This is a genomic window from Campylobacter concisus (genome assembly GCF_003049085.1).
Classification (GTDB): domain Bacteria; phylum Campylobacterota; class Campylobacteria; order Campylobacterales; family Campylobacteraceae; genus Campylobacter_A; species Campylobacter_A concisus_H.
This window is the reverse complement of record NZ_PIQX01000006.1, coordinates 82230-101736: the sequence shown is the minus strand read 5'-3', so window position 1 is coordinate 101736 and position 19507 is coordinate 82230. Positions and strand designations below refer to the sequence as shown.

Genomic DNA, 19507 nt, shown 5'->3' with positions numbered 1-19507 from the left:
TTTTTCCTTTAAATTTTTGATGATTATAAAAAAAGTTCGCTTTTACTTTTTAAAATTTTTATCAAATTTCTAAATTTATGCCTAAATTTCACATTTTTACTATTTTTTTAATACCACTTGGCTAAAATTTGGCACTCATAAAAGGAAATTTATGCTTTTTGTTGAACTTTTTATAATCGGTATAGGCGTTGGCTATATCGCTGGCTTTTTTGGCATTGGTGGCGGCACAGTCGTTGTTCCTATAATGGTCGCCTTTGGATATGACATAAAAACCGCTATTGGCATAAGCGTTATGCAAATGATATTTAGTGCAACTTTTGGCTCGTATCTAAACTACAAAGCTGGACTTTTAAAGCTAGATCGTGGCGTGGTTTTGGGGCTTGGAGGTTTGGTTGGAGCCAGCTTTAGTGGCATCATCGTATCGCACGCACCTGCACTCTTGCTTGAGTCTATGCTACTTGCAACATTTGTCTTTTCGCTTATAAAACTATACTTTTCACCAAACAGCGACGGCTCAAATGCGAATAATTCGCTCTTTTTGCTATTTTTAGTTGGCGTTTTTGTTGGCGTTTTTGCCATTAGCATCGGCATCGGCGGAGGTGTCTTTATCGCTCCTATCTTGGTTGGCTTTTTGCGTTATGAGCTGAAAAAAGCAGTCTCAATGGGCGTGTTTTTCGTTATGTTTGCAGCCATTGCCGGCTTCACCTCACTCTCACTAAATGGTCACATCTCATACGCTGAGGGCACATTTTTAGGTCTTGGCTCGCTAATAGGCGCATACTTTGGCACCAAAAAGACGCAACATACCGACAAAAAAACACTTAAAAAATGGTTTTTACTCTTTTATATAGCGATGATTATTCTAATCTTAAAAGATATGATATTTGGCTAAATCAAAAATTTAAGGCTAGGCTAGCTAGTCTTAAATTTCTTCAAAAAAGTAGGCTTCGCTTAATTTAAAAGCAAGCTTATCTAGTTCGTCTTTACTTAAATTTACGCTCTTTGCGATATCTTTTAAACTAGCTTTACCATCAAATTTTAAAGCGGCCTTGATCTCTTCATGGCTTAAGTTTAGCTTGCCATTTAGCTCATTTGCCAAAGAGATAACTGGTGAGCTAGCGTTTAAAAAATACTCCAGATACGCAGCAGTTCTAGGCTTTAGTCTAGTTTTGCAAGGCTCATAGGTAAGTGCTGCAAGTTTTGAAGAAGAAATTTTAGTGTTTTGATCGTTTAAAATTTCAAGTAGTCCTACAAAAGCTTCATTTGCATTCTCGCCAAGTACCGCCTTTACTTCGCTTAAATTTAAGCTTTGTGGATAGGCTTTGCTTAAAATTTCTTGCGTTTTTGTCCTTGGCTGCTCGCTAAAATATGCAAAATAAATCTTATCAAGCTCGCTCTCTCCAAGTACCGCTTCAAAGTCCTCAGCACCGCCAAGCCTCTCCTTGTGAGCGATGAGGCTTTTTCTAAATGATCTATTAAATAAAAAATCGTTTAGTTGCTCTTTTTTGATGCGAGAGTTGTAATTTTGCTCGATATGTGCATCAAAGCGATAAATTCCAGTCGAGCTTGCAAAGATGTCATTTAGCGAAGCATCTATTACGTAGCAAAGTCCGTGTTTGTTGATATGCTTAGCAAATTTATGAAAGTAGATTGGCTCGTTGCTAGCCTCTAAAAAATCATGCAATATATAATAATCATTACCCTTTGCGATGATGCCTTGTAAGAAATTTAGCTGCGTTAGAAGAAGCTTCATGCTATCTTTGTATACGACATCGCTTTGGCTTTGCAGGCTAAATTTCAAATAATCCTGTAAAAAATTTAACTCGCTTTTTACGCGAGCAAGTGCTTCTTTGCTGTCGTTGCCTGAGCTTACAAAAAGCATAAAATCTCTTAAAATATCAAGGCTCTTCCAGCCAGGATAGGTATTATACGAAACATAAGCGATGCCATCCTTGCTAAGTAGTGCTTTAATCGTGGCAAGCAACGCATCTCTTACATTTGGACTCACCCAGCTATAAACGCCATGAGCGATAATATAGTCAAATTTCCCAAGCTCTTTTATATCGCTTTCGTTCATGTGCAAAAAATTTCGCTCGAGCAAAGTAAAATTTTCTAAACCTATCTGCTTTGCTACCTTGTTACCCTCAACCACTTGATGGCTTGAGATGTCGATACCAACGACTTTTGCATTTTTATGTGAAATGGCAAATGGCAAGATATTACCGCCATATGATGAGCCAAGCTCAAGCACTCTAGCCTCTTTTAGGCTAGCTGCTTTAAGCCCCAGAAATTTAGCAACCGCTTCTATCCTAACTGGCGAGCAGTCGCTAAATGCGGCCGAGAAATAAGGAATTTCGTCGTAAGCTTTTTTTGCCTTGTTCATCAGCCGTGCTTTCTAGCAAATTCTCTCATGAACTCGCCAAGTTTCTCAACGTCACTTTGGCTAACGGCGTTGTAGATAGAGGCTCTTATGCCGCCAAGATGTCTGTGACCTTTTAGTCCTAGCATGCCCTCTTTTAGCGCTTCTTCGACAAAAACTGGCTCAAGCGCATGATCTTTTGGTATCGTAAAGCTCACGTTCATATCTGACCTACTTGATTTTTTAGCGTGCCCCACGTAAAAGCCATTTGAGCTGTCTATGATGCTATAAAGCGTGCTTGCTTTTTTGGCATTTATCTTCTCAACCTCGGCAAGTCCGCCAAGATCTAGCAGGTGCTGCATAGTTAAATTTAAAAGATAAATTCCAAAAGTTGGCGGTGTGTTGTAAAGTGAGTTTGCCTCTACGTGCGTTTTGTAGCGCAAAAACATAGGGACATTTTGGCTGCTCACGCGATCAACTAGGTCTTTTCTTAAAATGACGATAGTCACGCCGCTTGGGCCTGCATTTTTCTGAGCGCCACCGTAAAGCAAACCAATACTACTAAAATCAAGCGGTCTAGCGAAAAAATCACTCGAAGCATCAACAACTAGGGGAGATTTTGTCTTTGGCATAGCCTTATACTGTGTGCCATAAATCGTATTATTTGAGCAGATGTAGGCGTAGTCGGCATCGTCACTAAATTTTACATCAGGGATGTAAGAGAAATTTTCATCTTCACTACTTGCGACGACATCTACGTTTACGCCAAGCACTTTTGCCTCTTTGATGGCTTTGTTTGTCCAAACGCCGGTGTTTGCGTACTCGGCCCTGCCACCTTGATATAAATTCATCGGTATCATGCTAAATTGCAAGTGTGCGCCGCCTTGCAAAAATAAAATTTCATACTCATCGCCGATGCCGTAAAGCTTTCTTATCTTCTCCATCGCGCCAAAGTGGATCTCCTCAAAGGTCTTGCTTCTGTGGCTGATCTCCATGATCGAGTAGCCCTCGCCTCTATAGTCGGTAAATTCGGCCTTTGCATGCTCTAAAACGTCTAGTGGTATCGCGCTTGGGCCTGCGCTAAAGTTGATTTTTCTACTCATTTTTACTCCTTGATAATTGCTTTTTTATGTGTATTTTGCGAGATAAGCTCGATCTCATCATTTAAATTTAAATCCCTAAGATCGGCTCTCTTACCATCTTTTCTAACCTCGATAAGCCCCTTTGTGCTCTCAAAAAAGAGCTCCCTCATCTCATAAGCCTTCTCTAGCGAGCCAAGAGCTGAGCCAAGAAGCAAGATCTTTCTTTGCACGACGTTAGTTAGGGCGTTTTGCTTGTTTGCCACCTCGCTAAATTTTAGCTCGATCCTAGCTTTTAGAGCGTTTGATGAAAATTTAGAAAGTAGTAAATTTAGCAGATTTTGCTTCTTTGTGATCTTTAAATTTAAGGCGCTATCAAGATCGTCGCTGAGCCTATCAAGATACTGGAAAAACGCCTCTTCATCAGGCAACAGATCTAGCATGGCTGCACTTGGCGTAAGAGATCTGCGGTCTGCCACAAAGTCACTTATAACATAGTCGATCTCATGCCCGATAGCGCTTATGACTGGCGTTTTTGTAGCGTAAATTTCACGTGCCAAGCCCTCATCGTTAAAGCACCAAAGATCCTCTTTGCTACCACCTCCTCTAGCCAAAACGATCACATCGACACCGTATTTATCGGCTCTGCGCAAAGCTTTTATGAGCGAGCTTGGAGCACTTTCGCCCTGAGTTAGCGCGTCAAATATATAAATTTCACTTAGCCTCCAGCGGCTTCTTACCACCTTTAGCATATCCTGAAGTGCGGCTGAAGTGGCGCTTGTGACAAGGGCTATTTTCTTAGGTAAATTTGGTATCTCTTTTTTTGCGCCTACGTCAAAAAGTCCCTCGTTTTCGAGCTTTTCTTTAAGCTGTCTAAACACAAGCTCAAGCTCGCCCTCGCCATCAGGCAGCATCGCGCTAGCCACTAGCTGATACGACCCACTTGGCGAATAAATGGTCACTTTGCCATAAATTTTTACTTTTAGTCCCTCTTTTGGCAAGAATTTCACCTTTTGGTTGTTCATGCGATACATAACGGCTGAGATGCTTGACTTTTCGTCTTTTAGCGTGAAGTACCAGTGCCCAGAGGCGTGCTTAGTAAGGCGCGAAATTTCGCCACTTACCTCGACGTAGTCAAGGGTTGCCTCAAGCAGCGCCTTTGCTTTTTCGTTTAGCTCAGATACGCTAAGCATTGATCTCTTTGACCTTTTTAGCGATAAATAGCGTCGAGATATCCATGCTAAAGCCCTTGCAAAGCTCTATCTCAAAGCCAGCCTCTATAAGTTCATCACAAAAACTCTTAGCATCCAAGAAATTCTCGATCGAGCTTGGCAGATATTCGTATGCCTCTTTGTTTTTTGAGATAAAGCCACCAATTTTTGGCAAAATTTTACTTAGGTAAAAATCCCTTAGTGAGGTTATAAGACCTTTTTTCTGGCGTTTAGTAAATTCAAGCACGACAACGTAGCCATTTAAAGCAAGCACTCTGTTAAACTCCCTAAGTGCCGCCTTTCGCTCGACCACATTTCTGATGCCATAGCTTATGCTTAGAATTTGAGCCTCACCGCTTGCAAGCGTCGTGTTGTCAGCGTAGGCCTCTATAAATTTAAAATTTGGAAATTTCGCCCTAGCCTCTTTTAGCATACCACTTGATGGATCGATGCCAGTGAGGCTTTTCACCTCAACGCCAAATTCTTTTGAAATTTCACTCCAAAGCCCCATCATATCGCCAGTGCCACAAGCCACATCCACGATATTTATGCTTTTATTTTTAAAAATTTCTAGCATATATCTGCAGGCAAATTTCCTCCAACTCACGTCCACACCAAGACTTAGCACTCTGTTTGCGACGTCATAAGTCGGAGCGATCTGGTTAAACATATCAACGATTTTTTCTTGTTTTTGCATAAATTTGCCCTTTTATATGTAGTAAATTTTTAAATTTCTTGAAATTTTGCGAGTTGCTTTTATAAATTTAAGACGCTTTTTTAGTATCTCTTCTCTACTTTTATAAATTTGCTTGTAAATTTTACTCTCGAGCCTCTCTTTATCTGGCATTTCTGGAAGTCTTTTAAGGATGCCGAGCCAGACGTCATAGTCTTGAAGATTGCCAAAAATTTCTTGCATCTGCTTTAGCTTCTCTTCATACTTTTTAAGCCCTTCAAAATAGAAAATTTCACATAAAAACTCGTATGTATATCTCATCTTTTTAAGCTCTATCCTAAGATCATGAAAGCTCTCATTTGGGCAGTCTTGATTAAGGCTTTTTAGCCTTTTTTGAGCTAAAACCAAAAGCGTTCTAAGCTTAAACGAACCAAGGCGCGAAAGGCTTACATCAAAGAGTTTTGACTTATAAAATTCACCCTCATTTAAAAATATCTCCCACTCTTTTAAAAATGCGTAGTTTTCTTCATCGCCAAGGTAGCTTTTTACATTTTCATACTCTAAATCTAGAGCCTTTTGCACAAAATAGATAGACTCATTTGCATGTTTTTGCTCGTTTAAAAAGCTTAAAAATACATCCAAATCTCGCTTTTTGTTTGTCGAGTTTGCAAGCATTTTAAAATTCTCGCCAAAAAAAAGTGTCACTTTCTCATCAAAAACGCCACTAAAAATTTTAAGTAACGATCTAACCTTTCTTAAATTTACGCGAAGTTCATGCAAAACTTCTTCATCTTTGTCTATCAAATACTGGCTTTTTAGCCTTTTTATTACTTTAAAAATACTAACAAAAAGGACTCTTAGCGCCTCTCCGCTTTTTAGATTTGCAGCAAAATTTGGCAGAATTTCTTTTTCTTTTATGATCTTATAGGCTCTTTTGTAGTCAATTTGTTCATTTTCGTTAGCGTGGATGGCAAGAAATTTGTTTTTATATCTTTTGTCACAAGTTACGTCACTTAAGCAAAAATTTTCTAAAAATGGTGGCAGCTTGAAAAAGACGGCCTCATTTTCATCGCTAAATTCGATTTCAAATGTACAAAGCCCATTTAGTTCATTTTTAAAAATATCGATATTGCAAGGATTGTTATTTAGTTTAAAAGTGTATCTATCTTTTAAGATGACGCTACCGATGCGGTTTTTAAGAGCCTTTTTAAACTCCGCTTTTTCGCAAAATTCTTCATTTTCTTCTCTGATTAGACCTTTGCCAATCTTTACAGTTTTTATAAATTTATCCTCTTCACTTCGAAAGCGGATCTCTTCATTTTGCGTTATCTTGGTATAAAATTGAGAAATTTCAAGATGTTTAAAGACTACTCCAGCTTCTTTTAAAAAATCTAGAATTTGAGAATTTTTGAGTAAAAATTTACGCTCTATCTCCAAACTCACATTTTTCTCCAAAATTTTTTGTTCATTTTAGCAAGTTAGTGCTTAAAACAATGAGAAAGATGCTAAATCTGGGCTTATTTTAAAAGTATTTTTATTAGGAAAAAAGATGGAATTTATGCTGCTAAATAGCAACATAAATTTTATTTACAGTGTTTACAGCTTTTTACGCTAGCTACGATGTTTAGACGTTCTATTATATTTCCGATCTTCTTTTCTAGTGCCTCTTGATATTTGCCAAGCTCAGCATCATCGTAGCTCACGTCCTCAACGCTTCCACAGCTTTCGCAAACTACATGGATATGTGGATATTCGTAGATGTCGTATCTAGCTTTTTGATTGACGATATTTACTTCAACTACGAGACCTTCGTCTTTTAAAGTATTTAAATTTTTATAAACCGTTGCTAGAGAAACCGATGGACTCTCTTTTAAAATTTCATCATAAAGCTCATCAATCGTTGGGTGCGTGTGGCGATCAAGAATTCTTAAAACGCTAAGGCGTTGTGGCGTGACTTTTAGCCCAGATTGCTTTAATAATGATACGTATTGCATAATGCTTTTCCTTGTTTTTATTTTGGCTTATGCTAGCAAAAATAATATTAAACGTTACTTTATTAAATGATATTAATTATTTTCTAGTAATTTTTTGGTAATCTGCTCGGCACTTATACCAAGATATTTTTCAACCTCAGCAGTTGAACCATGGGGGATAAATTTATCTTCATACTCAAAGCTAATGACGCTTATATTTGAAATTTTATTTTCTTGTAAAAATGCACTTAATATCTCGCCAATACCGCCTTTTTTAGCACTATCGCTAAAGATGTACCATTTTTTAGTGCGTTTTGCAAGATCCAGTAAAAGCTCACTATCAAGCGGCTTTGCAAAGACAAGATCAACCAATATCACATCAAGCTTACCAGCAAGTAAGTTTCTGACCAAATTTGCCTTGCCAACGCCGTTACCATAGCCTAAAAATACGATATCACTCTTTGCGTCAGCTAAAATTACACCCTTGCCAAACTCAAGTGGCTGAGCTTCAAACTCATCTCTTAAGATAAATGCCCCACGCGGATATCTAAATGCGCTAACACCCTTGTAAGAGTAGGCAAATTCCATAACATTTTTCATGCTCTCTTCACACCTTGGAGCAAAAAGAACCATATTTGGCACAGCATTTAAAAAGCTAATATCAAAGGCGCCCTGATGCGTTTCGCCATCTTCGCCCACAATGCCAGCCCTATCCATCGCAAAAGTGATATTTAAATTTAAAATAGAAGCGTCATGAATGACTTGATCATAGGCTCTTTGCATAAAAGTCGAGTATATCGCAACAAATGGCTTAAAGCCCTCTTTCGCCATGGCTGACATAGAGGTAACTGCATGCTGCTCAGCTATCGCTACGTCCCAAAAGCGGTCTGGAAATTCTTGTATCAAAGCGTCCATGCCAGTGCCTGTTGGCATCGCGGCCGTTACGCCAACGATGTCGCTATGCTCTCTTGCCATCTTTAAAAGCTGCTCGCTAAAGATCGCCGTGGCTGACTTGTTTGACTGTCTTTTGATAAATTCGCCACTTTTTAGATCAAATGGTCCAACTCCGTGCCAATTTTCGTAGCACCCCTCAGCAAATTCATACCCTTTGCCCTTTAGTGTCTGCACGTGCACAATGACTGGCTTTTTCATATTTTTAGCAGTTTCAAATGTACTAAGAAGCGCGCCTAAGTCGTGTCCATCAACTGGACCTATATACTCGAGTCCAAGCTCTTCAAAAAACATGCCAGGAGTGATGAGTCTAATGCCCTCTTCGATACGTCTAGCCATGTATGCAGCTGAGTCTGGCATATAGCTTAGAAATTTCTCAACCCTGCCTTTAAATTTTTGATAAAACTGTCCTGCCATCATCTGGCTTAGATACTTGCTAAGTGCGCCTATTGGCTTGCTTATACTCATCTCGTTGTCATTTAGGATGATGACGCAAGGATATTTTCTATCGCCTAGCTCATTTAGCGCCTCGTACGCCATTCCGCCACTTAGCGAGCCATCTCCTATGACAGCTACTGGGATACGATCTTCGTTTTTAAGTTTTATCGCCTTTGCAGCACCAACTGCTAGAGATATAGAAGTCGAGCTATGCCCTGCTACAAAGTAGTCAAATTTACTTTCGCTTGGCTTTGTATAGCCACTGATGCCGTTAAATTTTCTAAGCGTATCAAAGCTCTCCCAGCGTCCAGTCAGTAGCTTGTGTGCGTAGCTTTGGTGGCTTACATCGTAAATAAATGGATCTTTTGTCACATCAAAAATTTTATGCATCGCCACAATGATCTCAACTGCACCGATGTTTGAGCTAAGGTGACCGCCATTTTTGCTAACAGTAGCTAAAATTTTATCCCTGATGTCATGACAAAGCGCGTTTAGTTCATCAACATCTAAACTTTTAACGTCTTTATTCATTATTTACCAGCATTTTTAGTTTTTCTAGCCTTGTTTGCATAGTCGCATCGATATTGCCACCATCACTTATAATAACCACACCGCCTTTGCTTATAGCATCATCAGCGCTTATTTTGACGTGTTCATTCTTGTTAAATTGCTCTTTTATATATTCGCTATCTTCGGGATTTACGCGAATTTCTATATTTTTGACATTACTTAGCTCTTTTATAAGCGAGCTTGCTAGATGATGAGCGATCTGATTTGAAGAGGTTGAAATTTCTTTATCGATTACTTCTTTTGCGATTTTTATAGCAGTTTGCCCAAGCTCTTCTTCGATCTTCTTTAAAAACTCATCAAATTTAACATACTGCTCATCTAGCTTTGCAGCTGAAGCACTAAATCTAGCCTCAAGTTCATTTATTCTTGCTTCATTTGCCGCATTTGCCTTGGCGATACCCTCATTTTTACCATCCTCTTTTGCGCGAGAAATTTCAGCCTCAAGGCGTTTAGCAAATTCGCTCTCTTGATTTTCTATTTGCATTTGAAGTTTGATGATGTTACTGCTTAGCTCATCTGTTTTCTTAAGTAACTCTTCGACGAAGCTCGACTCGCCTGTTTGCTGTATTTGTAGACTTTGAGCCTGAGAAGCAAAGTGGTTTTGCGGGCTTGCTTGCGTTTGGTGGCTAGCTTGAGGAACAAAATTTTCACCCTTTTGCCCAAAATTTTGCTCGCTTAGCTCTTCACTAAGATTATTTTCTTCTATCAATACAGGAGTACTATCTGTGGCTCGCTCTCCAACTCCAAGCACCTTAAATCTGTAATTTTCTATAAAGTGAGCTGGAGAAGTCTCACTGGTTATTACGCTGCTTTTCATTCTATCATCTCATCTGCTTCGCCAACTTGGAACACACCTTGATCAGCTAGAGTTTGCACTGTCTCTACTATGCGTCTTTGAGCCTCTTCAACATCTTTTACACGCACCGCACCAAGATACTGCATCTCCTCTTTAAAGGCTTCTGCTGCACGCTGAGACATATTTGATAAAAATTTATCCTTGATGCCATCGCTTGAGCCTTTAAATGCGATCATAAGGTCTTTTTTATCGACATTTTTAAGAATTTCTCTAATCGCAGTTGCGTTAAGGTTGATAATATCTTCAAATGTAAACATAAGCTCTTTAATCGTTGTTGCAAGCTTATCATCGCTTTGTTCGATGCGTTCGATCGTGCTTTTGCTGGCTTTTTGCCCAAGTCTATTAAGCACTTCTGCCACAGCTCTTGGACCACCAACTTCGACTTTGTATGATGTAAGACTTTCAAGCTTGCCCTCAAGTACGGTTGAAACACGCTTAATTACCGATGGGCTAATATCACCAAGATTTGCCATTCTAATGACAACTTCGCTTCTTAGCTCATCTGAGAAAAAGCTAAGCGTTTCAGCAGCGCTCGTTGAGTCCATGTGAGCTAGTATTAGCGCTATGGTTTGAGGGTGCTCTTTTATGATAAAGTCTGCAAGCTGTTGTGGTTTTATCTTATCAAGATAGCCAAAGCTTTTTGAGTTTTCCATGCTTTTTGCAAGCTTGTCTAAAATTTTCTGAGCTGCCTCTGGACCAAATGTGCGGTAAAGAATTTCTTTTGCGTACTCTAAACCACCACTTCTCATATATTGATTTGACTGCATTAGCGCGTAAAATTCTTCTAGTACGGCACTTGCGACTTGTTTGTCTATGTTTTTTGCGGTTGCGATATAGCCTGAAATTTCAGTGATGACATCAACATCCATGTGAGAAAATATAAGAGCAGTTGCCTCTTCGCCAAGCTGGATCAGCAAAATAGCAATCTTTTCAGGCATCGATAGATCATCATAAATCATTTTTTGCTTGTCATTTAGCTTTATTGACATCAAATTTCCTTACGCATATTAAAGTCGCTGTCATTTTTTACCATATCTTGAAGTAGCATTGCTATCTCTTCATTTCTTTCTGTGATGACTGCTCTCATTTTCTCAAGTAAAACATCATATTTTAATTCATCTTCATTAAACTCGCCACTAAGTCCTAGTTGCTCTTCGACCTTTTTGCGAGCAGCTTTAAATTTCTCAAGCGTATCTTCAGCATCTACCTCAATATCCTCAAGGCCATCTTGAACTTGCTCCTCTTCTTCTTTTGTCTCTTCAAGCATCTTTTGCATAAATGGCACAATGACTTTTTTATAGAAAATATAAAGCAACAATGCTGCAAAAATATATTTTAATAGCGGCATAAATGGCACCACATAGTTATTCACAAAGCCATCCATCTTCTCGCTAGTGCTTATATCTTTGCCAGTTTTAAACTCAAAGTTATCTAAGCTTACTTCATCGCCTCTATTTTGGTTATAGCCGATTGATTGTTTGATTAAATTTGTGATTGACTCTCTTTGCTCTTTGGTAAGTGGGGCAAATTCAAGCTCGCCAGTTGGCTTGCCATCTTTGTCTTTTTTGCTCTGATAAAGTCCGTCTATAACGACAGCTGCACTTACTCTGTTTATGCTAGCAAACTGCCCTTTGACATTTGTTACTTTCTTTGAAATTTCGTAGTTTGTCTGCTGCGAGCTTTTGTTGTACTGCTCTTTTAAAGTGCTGTCATCTAGCCCTTGAACAGGGCCAATGTTGCTAACTGCACCTGGGACGCCACCAACTTCATTTGGTGCTGAGCCTTGGCGCTTTTCCTCGATATTGCTTTCGCTTCTTACGACGTTATTTGGGTCATAAACCTCGCTTTTTGTATCTTTTTTATCAAAGTCAAAGTCGATATTTACCTTTGCTACGACCTTGTCCGCACCGCCCACGATAGGAGCTAGCACATTTACGATCTTTTGCTCGTAATTATTTTCAAACTCGCGCTTATAGCGGATCTGCTGAGCTATAGCATCACTATCAAACTCACCATCTTCATCGCCAAGTGCGACGCCGTCTTGATTTACGATTTTTACATTTTCTGTGCTTAAGTTTGTAACAGAAGCAGCGACAAGGTTTTTAATACCAAAAATTTGCTTTGCGTTTAGGCTAACGCCTGGCTTTAACTCAACAACGATAGAAGCTGTTGGAAGTGCTTGACGCTCAGTAAAAACGCTCTCTTTTGGTATGGCTATTCTTACAGTCGCTTTTTGGATAGAAGAAAGACTCTCGATCGTTCTAGCTAGTTCGCCCTCAAGCGCTCTTTGAAATTTTACTCTCTGCTCGGCATCAGTCGCACCAAATTCTTGCTTATCAAAAATTTCAAAGCCGATTTTACTCTCTTTTGGTATGCCAAGCGTTGCAACCGCGATACGCTCTTTATAGACATCGCTCGTTGGCACAAGGATAGTGCCTTCGTTTGCTAGTTTATACTTAATGCCATCTTTGTTTAGCTGATCGACTATTAAGGCTGAGTCGCTTGGGCTGATGTTTTCAAAAAGAACGCTGTAGCCTGCAAAATTTTCATTTTTGCTTTTATAAAGTGTTAAAAATACCAAAAATGCCACGACCAAGACGATCGAGCTAGCTGCAACGATTTTTTGCTTTAATGAAAGCTTTTGATAAATTTGACTTATTTGATGAAGTAATGCCTTAAAATCCATATCCCTACTTTAAAATTTGCTTTAACTCTTCAAAAAACCTATCGTTTTGCCATGCCTGACCGATGGTGATTCTCACCGCATTTAAGGCATAGCTTTTTAAATCTCGTAAAATTATACCTTTTTTTAGCATCTTTTCGCATATCTGGCTTGATTTTGGCTCGTTAAATTTAAATGTAATGAAATTTGTGTAGCTTGGGATAAACTCTATGCCATTTTGCCTTGCAAATTCCTCATATCTCTTCATCTGCTCGAAGTTATTTTGCATGGTTTGCTGCACAAACTCATCATCCCCAAGTGCTACTATCGCAGCTCTTAGGCTTAGAGTTGTGACGTTAAACGGAGCTCTTAGTTTTGAGAGAGCACCTATGATCTCTTCATTTGCTATGCCGTATCCCACGCGCATACCACCAAGTGCGTAGGCCTTTGAGAATGTTCCAAGATAGATGGCATTTTTAAATTTTACCACCTCGCTTGGTTTTATCTCTTTTTTGCTATCTTTAAATTTAGCAAATTCGTTGTAAGCACAATCAAGCACCACAAGCGTGTTTTCATCAATGCTTTTTATAAATTTAAAGACCTCATCTGCGTCCAAACACTCACCCAAAGGATTGTTTGGCAAGCAAAGAAAGATTACTGAAATTTCATCTTTATGCGCATTATAAATTTCTAAAAACTCACTCAAATTATGCTCCACACTCTTTGTGCGATAAATTTTAGCCCCAGTTTGTTTTGCATAAATTTCATACATCGCAAATGTCACACCAGCCATCAAAACACCACTTTGCTTATTTGCCTTTGCGTGAAGTGCATACTCTATGATCTGGTCACTTCCAGAGCCGATGATTAATTTTTTGCTAGTTACACCAAATTTCTTAGCCAGCCCCTCTTTTAGCTCAAAGTAGCTATCGTCTGGATAGAGATGCGCTTTTTTAGCGACCTCTTTTAGCGCCTCTTCTACGCGTTTGCTCGTGCCAAAAGGGTTTTCGTTACTAGCTAGCTTTATCACATCTTTTGCATCGATGCCAAACTCTCTAACCACAAGTTCGATCGGCTTTCCAGCCTCGTAATTTACTAGATCATCTAAAAAGTCATTAAATTTCATTACTCATCTCCGTTTAAATAGCTTCCAAGCCATGTTATCTCAGCACCGCTCTCTTTTGCGAGTTCAAAGGCGTTTTGCACCTTCTCATCGTCGATATGCCCTTCAAAGTCAAGATAAAAAATTGACTTAAATTCGCGCTGTTTGATAGGACGTGACTCAAGTTTTGTGATATTGATATTTTCATTTTTAAATATAGAAAGCAGATCAGCAAGGCGTCCTGGACTATGATCGGTCTTTGCAAGGATCGAAGTTTTTGAGTTTTCAACTCTTGCATTTTTAAAATCGCTTAAAATCAAAAATCTCGTTCTATTTGCCATATTGTCTTCGATCGTCTCATAGACGATTGGCACGTTGTAAATTTTTGCTGCGATCTTTGAGCAAATGGCAGCTGAGTTTCTATCCATTGATGCCATATATGCAGCTGCTGCGGTTGATTTTGCTGGAACAAATTCAATTTCATTTAGCATATGATCTTCTAAAAATTTACGGCATTGATTATACCCTTGCGGATGTGAATAAATTCGCTTTATCTCTTTTAAATTTTCATTTATGCTAACAAAGCTGTGATGGATATCCACATAAAGCTCAGCAACTATTTTTATATCACTAAATTTACTCAAACAATCAAGCGTAGCGCCAACAGCGCCTTCGGTATTATTTTCAATAGGCACAACGCCATATTTCGCCTCTTTTTGAGCTAGCTTTGTAAAAACCGCCTCGATGGTCGCAAGTGGCAAATATAAACTCATCGCGCCAAATCTACTCTGAGCCGCCTGATGCGTGTAAGTGCCTTCAGGCCCTAGATATACGATCTTTTGAGGCATCTCTAAATTTCTACTAACAGCAAAGATTTCAAGATAAATGGCTTCAATAGCAGCTTTATTTAAAGCTTTGTCTTTGCTAAGACTAGTTAAGCGGTTTATGATAGCTCGCTCGCGTTCAGGACGATATATAGGCGTTCCGCTAGTTTGTTTTAGCTTGCCTATTTGTTCAACTAAAATCATCCTTTCATTTAGTTTTTTTAAGATGAGATCATCGATCGCATCGATCTCTTTTCTAAGCTCATTTAGCTCTTGCATCAGCGCTCTCCAAAAATTCTCTCTCAAGTGCCACGACACCTTCAAAGCTCTCACGTCTTCTTATAAGTCTATCTTTGCCATCAAGCACGCAAACTTCAGCGGCTCTGTTTCTTGTGTTATAGTTTGAACTCATGCTAAATCCATAAGCCCCAGCCCCTTTAACCACGATGATATCGCCACTATCGCACTCTGGTAGCTCTATATCTTTTGCTAAAAAATCGCCACTTTCACAAACTGGACCGACCACGTCACAAGTGCCTAAATTTTCGTCTTTACCATCGACAAAAATTTTGTGATGCGCGCCATAAAGGCTTGGCCTTATGAGATCATTCATCGCGCCATCAGTGATGACAAATCTCTTTTTGCCGTTAAATTTTTCATATAAAACACTTGCGACAAAGTAGCCAGCATTACCAACAATGAAGCGCCCTGGCTCGCAAACGATAGTTGCGTCTTGACCCTTTAGCGCACCTAAAATTCCCTGTGCGTAGTCGTATAAATTTATCTCTTTTTCGTCGTTATAGATGATACCAAGTCCGCCACCAACGTCAAAAAATTTGATATCTATCTCAAGCGCTCTTAGCTCTCTTAAAAGCTCGCTAACGATATTTGCAGCGTCAATTATAGGACTTAGAGAAGTTAGCTGTGAGCCGATGTGAAAATGTATGCCAGTTGGTTCAAGAAAGTCCGAGTTTTTAGCGTGAATATACATTCTTTTAGCTGTTTCGGCATCAACGCCAAATTTATTTTCATTTAGTCCTGTTGAGATATATGGGTGAGTTTTTGCATCGACACCTGGATTTACCCTAATGCTAATTCTTGCCTTTAAGTTTAGCCCTTTTGCGATCTCTTCAAGCCTTAAAAGTTCGGCAAAACTCTCAACATTTATGAGTAAAATTTCATTTTTCAAAGCCTCTTTTAACTCTTCATCGCTCTTGCCAACACCACTAAAAATGATCTGATATCTCTTCGCGCCTGCTAAAAGCGCTCTTTTTACTTCGCCAATGCTAACACAATCAAATCCAGCTCCAAGATCAGCTAGAAATTTCAAAACACTTAAATTTGAGTTTGCTTTCACCGCATAGCAAATGAGAGATTTTCTAGCAAAAAATGCATTTTTTAGTGCTTCATAGCGGTTTTTTATGTGGTTAAAATCATAAATGTAAAGTGGGGTTTTGTATCTATTTGCAAGCTCTTTAAAATCCATAAAATAGCCTTTATTAAAATGGCTTGATTTTACAAAAAGCTTGCCAAAATTTGGCTTAACGATGCGATTTTATGAGATAAATGGCGTATACAAAAAGTAAAATGACTGGCAAAACTATACCAATCTCTGGCAAGATCACAGAAGTTTGTGCAAATTTTGCAAGAATAAAGAGCAATCCCCAAACGACAAGAGTTATCACAACAAAAATAAAAGTCGAAAGTGCAAGATTAAAAAATCTACCAGTTACAGGCAAATGATAGTAAAAAATGAGCAACAAAAATGGTGCAAAAAATGGTGCGATAGCAAGGTTGTAAAAAGCTGTTTTTGCGCTATCAAGGCCGATGCCTTCATTCTTAAATGTCTTTATAAAATTTATCGCATCTGGGATATTAAATTTTGAGTTTTCAACACTAGCAGCGCTTTCAATACTCTTTGGCTTAAAGCCTTTTAATGCATCTAAGCTATCACTTTGTATTTTATTAAAACCAGCTTCACCAAGCTCTAAAATTTGCGGCAAAAGAGTTTGATTAACATCTTTTAAAATCCACTCATTGTCTTTAAAATTAGCATGATTTGCAAATGTAGTTGAGAGTAAATTTGTGCCATTTATCTCAAAAATTCTAACATCATTTGCTATTTGATTAACAGAATTTAGCTCCTTTATGTAGATAAATTTGCCTTCAAATTTTAAAAATGAATCATTTGTGCTTTTTGAAAAAGCCGTATTTTTAGCGATACTTTTTTGATAGTCGTGTGCATAGGCAAATGGAGTAAAATTTAAGCCGACATAAAAAATAGTTACAAAAAGTGCAATAAAAAATGGTGGAAAAATTAAGCTATTTTTGCTAATGCCAAGTGCATAAAAACTGATTAGCTCGTTTGAGCGAACCATATTTACATGTAAAATTATTAGTGCAAAAATGAGCGAAAGTGGCAAAACATAGCCAATAGCGCTAAGCGATGTAAGCCCAACATAAAGGAGCTGAAGGTTAGCAGATGGCGGCAGATCTTTTAAATTTGTAAGTAGATCGATTCCGACATAAAATAGTTCAAGCGCTAAAAATACGATAAGAAAAGATTTTATATAGACCCAGCCAACGTATCTGGCGTATAGTTTCATTTGATAAGACCTTTTTTTATCGTAAATTTTTGCGAAATTTCATTGATGTCACTCTTTATTAGCTCACAAACTGCATTTTTTGTGTAGGCTAAAATTTCATCTAAAGCCTTTTTTTCTTCATCACTAAACTCTCCAAGGACGAAATTTTTAGCATCACCAAGGTGTCCAATGCCAATACGCACCCTTTCGTAGTCGTTGCCTATTAATCCATCGATCGATTTTATGCCGTTATGCCCGCCACTACTGCCGCCTTTTTTAAATTTAACTGCACCAAAACTAAGATCAAGGTCATCGTGTATTACAATTATTCTATCTGGTTTATAAAAGTCTTTTACCGCTTTTACACTTTGTCCTGAGAGGTTCATAAAGGTTGTTGGTTTTAGCAAGATAATGTCGTTAAATTTAAAAACTTCGCCTTGGAATTTGGCTGAGCTAACATCTTTGTAATTTGAGTCTTTTAGGAGATCTATAAGCATAAAGCCTATATTATGTCTAGTGTTTTCATATTTGGAGCCAGGATTTCCCAGCCCCGCTATTAGTGTCACAAAAGCCCTTTTTATTTAGCTTTAATAACTCCAAGTACCGCAACACGGTCAGCGTCTACAATAGTAACGCCTTTAGGAGCTGTGATGTCACGAACCAAAATAGTATCGTCGATGTCAAGTTTGCTTACATCAACGTCAAATGAATTTGGTAAATTTTCAGCTGTGCATTTTACGCAAAGACGTCTTTTTGATTGGATCAAAACGCCCTTATTTTTAAGACCAATAGGTGTTCCAACTGGCTTAACTGGGATCATATATTTTGATAAAACGCCTGGAAGTGCTACTTTTAGATCTACGTGTTTAAGATCACTTGTAACAACATCTCTTTGGTAATCAACAATAACGACATTATAAACTTTTCCGCCTACTTTCACATCAAAAGCAAGGCTCTCTTTTTTACGTGCTTCTTTAATAAAGTCATTTACTTTAAAAGCAGCTGCAACATTCTCTAATCCCTTGCCATAAATGTTGGCGATTAGATAACCATCTCTTCTCAAAGCCTTTGCAGACTTCTTACCGATACTCTCTCTAACGATTCCTTCTAACATCGTTTTCCTTTCATAAAAAATAGGTGCTGATTTTATCCAATGCTTTATAAATTTCACATAAAGCTTGTTTAAGAATGATCACTTTTGCTGTTTGTGTATTAGCTTGGACTTCTTTGTCTAAAGTGATTTCATAATATCATCAAATGCTGACACAAACTGCTTTAAGCCATCGCTTAATAAATCTTTATAAACGACATTTATATCTATCTCATTATTTTTTATAATCTGAAAAAAGCTTGAGATATTTTCTTTACTAGGTACATTTTTTGCCTCTGCTTTTTCTTTTATAAATTCTTTTATCGTCTCTATTGGTGCTGTATTTATAGAATTTTTATACATTAGCTCTCTAACGTAATAATCCCCTCTTAAACTACCGCCTTTTACGCCTGTGCTTGCAAAAAGTGTTCTTACATTTTCTAGTCCAAAATCTTCAATCAGGTGGTATATATTCGCAGCATTCATTATGCCAATTTGTCCCGTTGGCAAGCTCTTTGCAGCCATAACCTCATCAAGCTTTCTATCAAATCTACTTACAAAAACACTTATCACACCTTTTGGCATAGTAGTATCCATAAAGCGACTTGCATAAGCCTTACTGCCTTCTTTAAATGCTTCAAGGCAGTTTTTAGCCTGATCTGGCGAAAATATAAGCGTTGCATTTACGCTAATTCCTCTTGCCATAAGCGCGCTCATCGCCTCATAGCCATCTTTTGTAGCTGGAATTTTTATCATAACATTTGGCATTGATATTAGATTATGAAGCCTGATACCTTCTTCTATCGTTGCGACTGTATCGTCACTTAAATTTGGATCAACCTCAATGCTTACAAAGCCATCATCGCCGTTTGCATAATTTCTTAACATTTTACATGCTGCAATTTTTATATCTTGAGTAGCCAAAATTTCATAAAGATCTTTTGGGTGGCGTTTATTGCTAGTTTCTATGATCTTTTTATAAGCAGGTGAAGCAAATGCTGTTTTAAAAATAGCCGGATTACTTGTAGCGCCGTTTATAATATTATTTTCCAATAAAGAGTTAAATTCGCTTTGTAAAAAATTTCTCTCTATAAAATCACACCAAAGAGAGAATTTAGCTTCGTTGTCATACAT

The 19507-nt window shown here is 38.2% G+C and carries 18 protein-coding genes; 1 reads left to right on the top strand and 17 read right to left on the bottom strand.

Translation table 11 applies throughout. The annotated features are described in order from the left end of the window. Positions 1 to 151 precede the first annotated feature (151 nt). On the top strand, positions 152 to 892 hold the full coding sequence (locus CVT13_RS08160) for a sulfite exporter TauE/SafE family protein (protein WP_107812217.1): 741 nt from the start codon (positions 152 to 154) through the stop codon (positions 890 to 892). A 30-nt stretch (positions 893 to 922) separates the two neighbouring features. Here CVT13_RS08160 and CVT13_RS08155 read toward each other — a convergent pair whose 3' ends face one another. The 17 genes from CVT13_RS08155 to CVT13_RS08075 all read right to left on the bottom strand — a co-directional run bounded on the left by CVT13_RS08155 (position 923) and on the right by CVT13_RS08075 (position 19507). Next, positions 923 to 2383 carry a class I SAM-dependent methyltransferase gene (locus CVT13_RS08155; RefSeq protein WP_107812216.1) on the bottom strand — a complete coding sequence of 487 codons (1461 nt, stop codon included), beginning with the start codon at positions 2381 to 2383 and terminating at the stop codon, positions 923 to 925. Further along, entirely contained in the window at positions 2383 to 3462 is a 1080-nt protein-coding gene (gene serC, locus CVT13_RS08150) for a phosphoserine transaminase (RefSeq protein ID WP_107812215.1), read from the bottom strand. Before serC ends, CVT13_RS08155 begins: the two co-directional genes overlap by 1 nt. Positions 3463 to 3464: 2 nt before the next feature. Beyond that, on the bottom strand, positions 3465 to 4631 hold the full coding sequence (gene xseA / locus CVT13_RS08145) for an exodeoxyribonuclease VII large subunit (RefSeq protein WP_107812214.1): 1167 nt from the start codon (positions 4629 to 4631) through the stop codon (positions 3465 to 3467). Then, positions 4624 to 5346, bottom strand: coding sequence for a bifunctional demethylmenaquinone methyltransferase/2-methoxy-6-polyprenyl-1,4-benzoquinol methylase UbiE (gene ubiE, locus CVT13_RS08140; RefSeq protein WP_107812213.1), 723 nt, complete (start codon positions 5344 to 5346; stop codon positions 4624 to 4626). The genes xseA and ubiE overlap by 8 nt, the downstream gene beginning before the upstream one ends. Before the next feature lie 12 nt (positions 5347 to 5358). Further along, positions 5359 to 6765 carry a CHAD domain-containing protein gene (locus tag CVT13_RS08135; RefSeq protein WP_234412006.1) on the bottom strand — a complete coding sequence of 469 codons (1407 nt, stop codon included), beginning with the start codon at positions 6763 to 6765 and terminating at the stop codon, positions 5359 to 5361. A gap of 140 nt (positions 6766 to 6905) precedes the next feature. Beyond that, positions 6906 to 7316, bottom strand: a complete 411-nt coding sequence (locus tag CVT13_RS08130) for a Fur family transcriptional regulator (RefSeq protein ID WP_054197019.1) — start codon at positions 7314 to 7316, stop codon at positions 6906 to 6908. Positions 7317 to 7388: 72 nt separating this feature from the next. Further along, positions 7389 to 9215, bottom strand: a complete 1827-nt coding sequence (dxs, locus tag CVT13_RS08125; protein WP_107812212.1) for a 1-deoxy-D-xylulose-5-phosphate synthase — start codon at positions 9213 to 9215, stop codon at positions 7389 to 7391. After that, complete coding sequence (gene fliH / locus CVT13_RS08120) at positions 9208 to 10071, bottom strand: flagellar assembly protein FliH (RefSeq protein ID WP_107812211.1); 864 nt, start codon at positions 10069 to 10071, stop codon at positions 9208 to 9210. Before fliH ends, dxs begins: the two co-directional genes overlap by 8 nt. After that, positions 10068 to 11099 (bottom strand): flagellar motor switch protein FliG, encoded by a 1032-nt coding sequence (fliG, locus tag CVT13_RS08115; protein WP_103603771.1) that lies wholly within the window; start codon positions 11097 to 11099, stop codon positions 10068 to 10070. The genes fliH and fliG overlap by 4 nt, the downstream gene beginning before the upstream one ends. Next, positions 11099 to 12796 carry a flagellar basal-body MS-ring/collar protein FliF gene (gene fliF, locus CVT13_RS08110; RefSeq protein ID WP_103576694.1) on the bottom strand — a complete coding sequence of 566 codons (1698 nt, stop codon included), beginning with the start codon at positions 12794 to 12796 and terminating at the stop codon, positions 11099 to 11101. Before fliF ends, fliG begins: the two co-directional genes overlap by 1 nt. A gap of 4 nt (positions 12797 to 12800) precedes the next feature. Next, positions 12801 to 13898: a histidinol-phosphate transaminase gene (gene hisC, locus CVT13_RS08105; RefSeq protein ID WP_107812210.1), complete on the bottom strand. Its 1098-nt coding sequence runs from the start codon at positions 13896 to 13898 to the stop codon at positions 12801 to 12803. Continuing rightward, entirely contained in the window at positions 13898 to 14977 is a 1080-nt protein-coding gene (gene pheA / locus CVT13_RS08100; protein WP_107812209.1) for a prephenate dehydratase, read from the bottom strand. The genes hisC and pheA overlap by 1 nt, the downstream gene beginning before the upstream one ends. Then, positions 14961 to 16184, bottom strand: a complete 1224-nt coding sequence (gene lysA / locus CVT13_RS08095) for a diaminopimelate decarboxylase (protein WP_107812208.1) — start codon at positions 16182 to 16184, stop codon at positions 14961 to 14963. Before lysA ends, pheA begins: the two co-directional genes overlap by 17 nt. Positions 16185 to 16239: 55 nt before the next feature. Continuing rightward, positions 16240 to 17304, bottom strand: coding sequence for an LptF/LptG family permease (locus CVT13_RS08090; protein ID WP_107812207.1), 1065 nt, complete (start codon positions 17302 to 17304; stop codon positions 16240 to 16242). Continuing rightward, entirely contained in the window at positions 17301 to 17849 is a 549-nt protein-coding gene (gene pth / locus CVT13_RS08085) for an aminoacyl-tRNA hydrolase (protein WP_107785279.1), read from the bottom strand. Before pth ends, CVT13_RS08090 begins: the two co-directional genes overlap by 4 nt. Positions 17850 to 17860: 11 nt before the next feature. Beyond that, positions 17861 to 18397: a 50S ribosomal protein L25/general stress protein Ctc gene (locus CVT13_RS08080; RefSeq protein ID WP_021091684.1), complete on the bottom strand. Its 537-nt coding sequence runs from the start codon at positions 18395 to 18397 to the stop codon at positions 17861 to 17863. 117 nt (positions 18398 to 18514) lie between these two features. Continuing rightward, entirely contained in the window at positions 18515 to 19507 is a 993-nt protein-coding gene (locus CVT13_RS08075) for a transaldolase (RefSeq protein WP_107812206.1), read from the bottom strand.

Excerpts from the sequence above, each read along its gene's own strand:
- CVT13_RS08160 (WP_107812217.1), top strand. The coding sequence starts at position 152 with ATGCTTTTTGTTGAACTTTTTATAATCGGTATAGGCGTTGGCTATATC.
- CVT13_RS08155 (WP_107812216.1), bottom strand. The coding sequence starts at position 2,383 with ATGAACAAGGCAAAAAAAGCTTACGACGAAATTCCTTATTTCTCGGCC.
- serC (WP_107812215.1), bottom strand. The coding sequence starts at position 3,462 with ATGAGTAGAAAAATCAACTTTAGCGCAGGCCCAAGCGCGATACCACTA.
- xseA (WP_107812214.1), bottom strand. The coding sequence starts at position 4,631 with ATGCTTAGCGTATCTGAGCTAAACGAAAAAGCAAAGGCGCTGCTTGAG.
- ubiE (WP_107812213.1), bottom strand. The coding sequence starts at position 5,346 with ATGCAAAAACAAGAAAAAATCGTTGATATGTTTAACCAGATCGCTCCG.
- CVT13_RS08130 (WP_054197019.1), bottom strand. The coding sequence starts at position 7,316 with ATGCAATACGTATCATTATTAAAGCAATCTGGGCTAAAAGTCACGCCA.
- dxs (WP_107812212.1), bottom strand. The coding sequence starts at position 9,215 with ATGAATAAAGACGTTAAAAGTTTAGATGTTGATGAACTAAACGCGCTT.
- fliH (WP_107812211.1), bottom strand. The coding sequence starts at position 10,071 with ATGAAAAGCAGCGTAATAACCAGTGAGACTTCTCCAGCTCACTTTATA.
- fliG (WP_103603771.1), bottom strand. The coding sequence starts at position 11,099 with ATGTCAATAAAGCTAAATGACAAGCAAAAAATGATTTATGATGATCTA.
- fliF (WP_103576694.1), bottom strand. The coding sequence starts at position 12,796 with ATGGATTTTAAGGCATTACTTCATCAAATAAGTCAAATTTATCAAAAG.
- hisC (WP_107812210.1), bottom strand. The coding sequence starts at position 13,898 with ATGAAATTTAATGACTTTTTAGATGATCTAGTAAATTACGAGGCTGGA.
- pheA (WP_107812209.1), bottom strand. The coding sequence starts at position 14,977 with ATGCAAGAGCTAAATGAGCTTAGAAAAGAGATCGATGCGATCGATGAT.
- lysA (WP_107812208.1), bottom strand. The coding sequence starts at position 16,184 with ATGGATTTTAAAGAGCTTGCAAATAGATACAAAACCCCACTTTACATT.
- CVT13_RS08090 (WP_107812207.1), bottom strand. The coding sequence starts at position 17,304 with ATGAAACTATACGCCAGATACGTTGGCTGGGTCTATATAAAATCTTTT.
- CVT13_RS08080 (WP_021091684.1), bottom strand. The coding sequence starts at position 18,397 with ATGTTAGAAGGAATCGTTAGAGAGAGTATCGGTAAGAAGTCTGCAAAG.
- CVT13_RS08075 (WP_107812206.1), bottom strand. The coding sequence starts at position 19,507 with ATGTATGACAACGAAGCTAAATTCTCTCTTTGGTGTGATTTTATAGAG.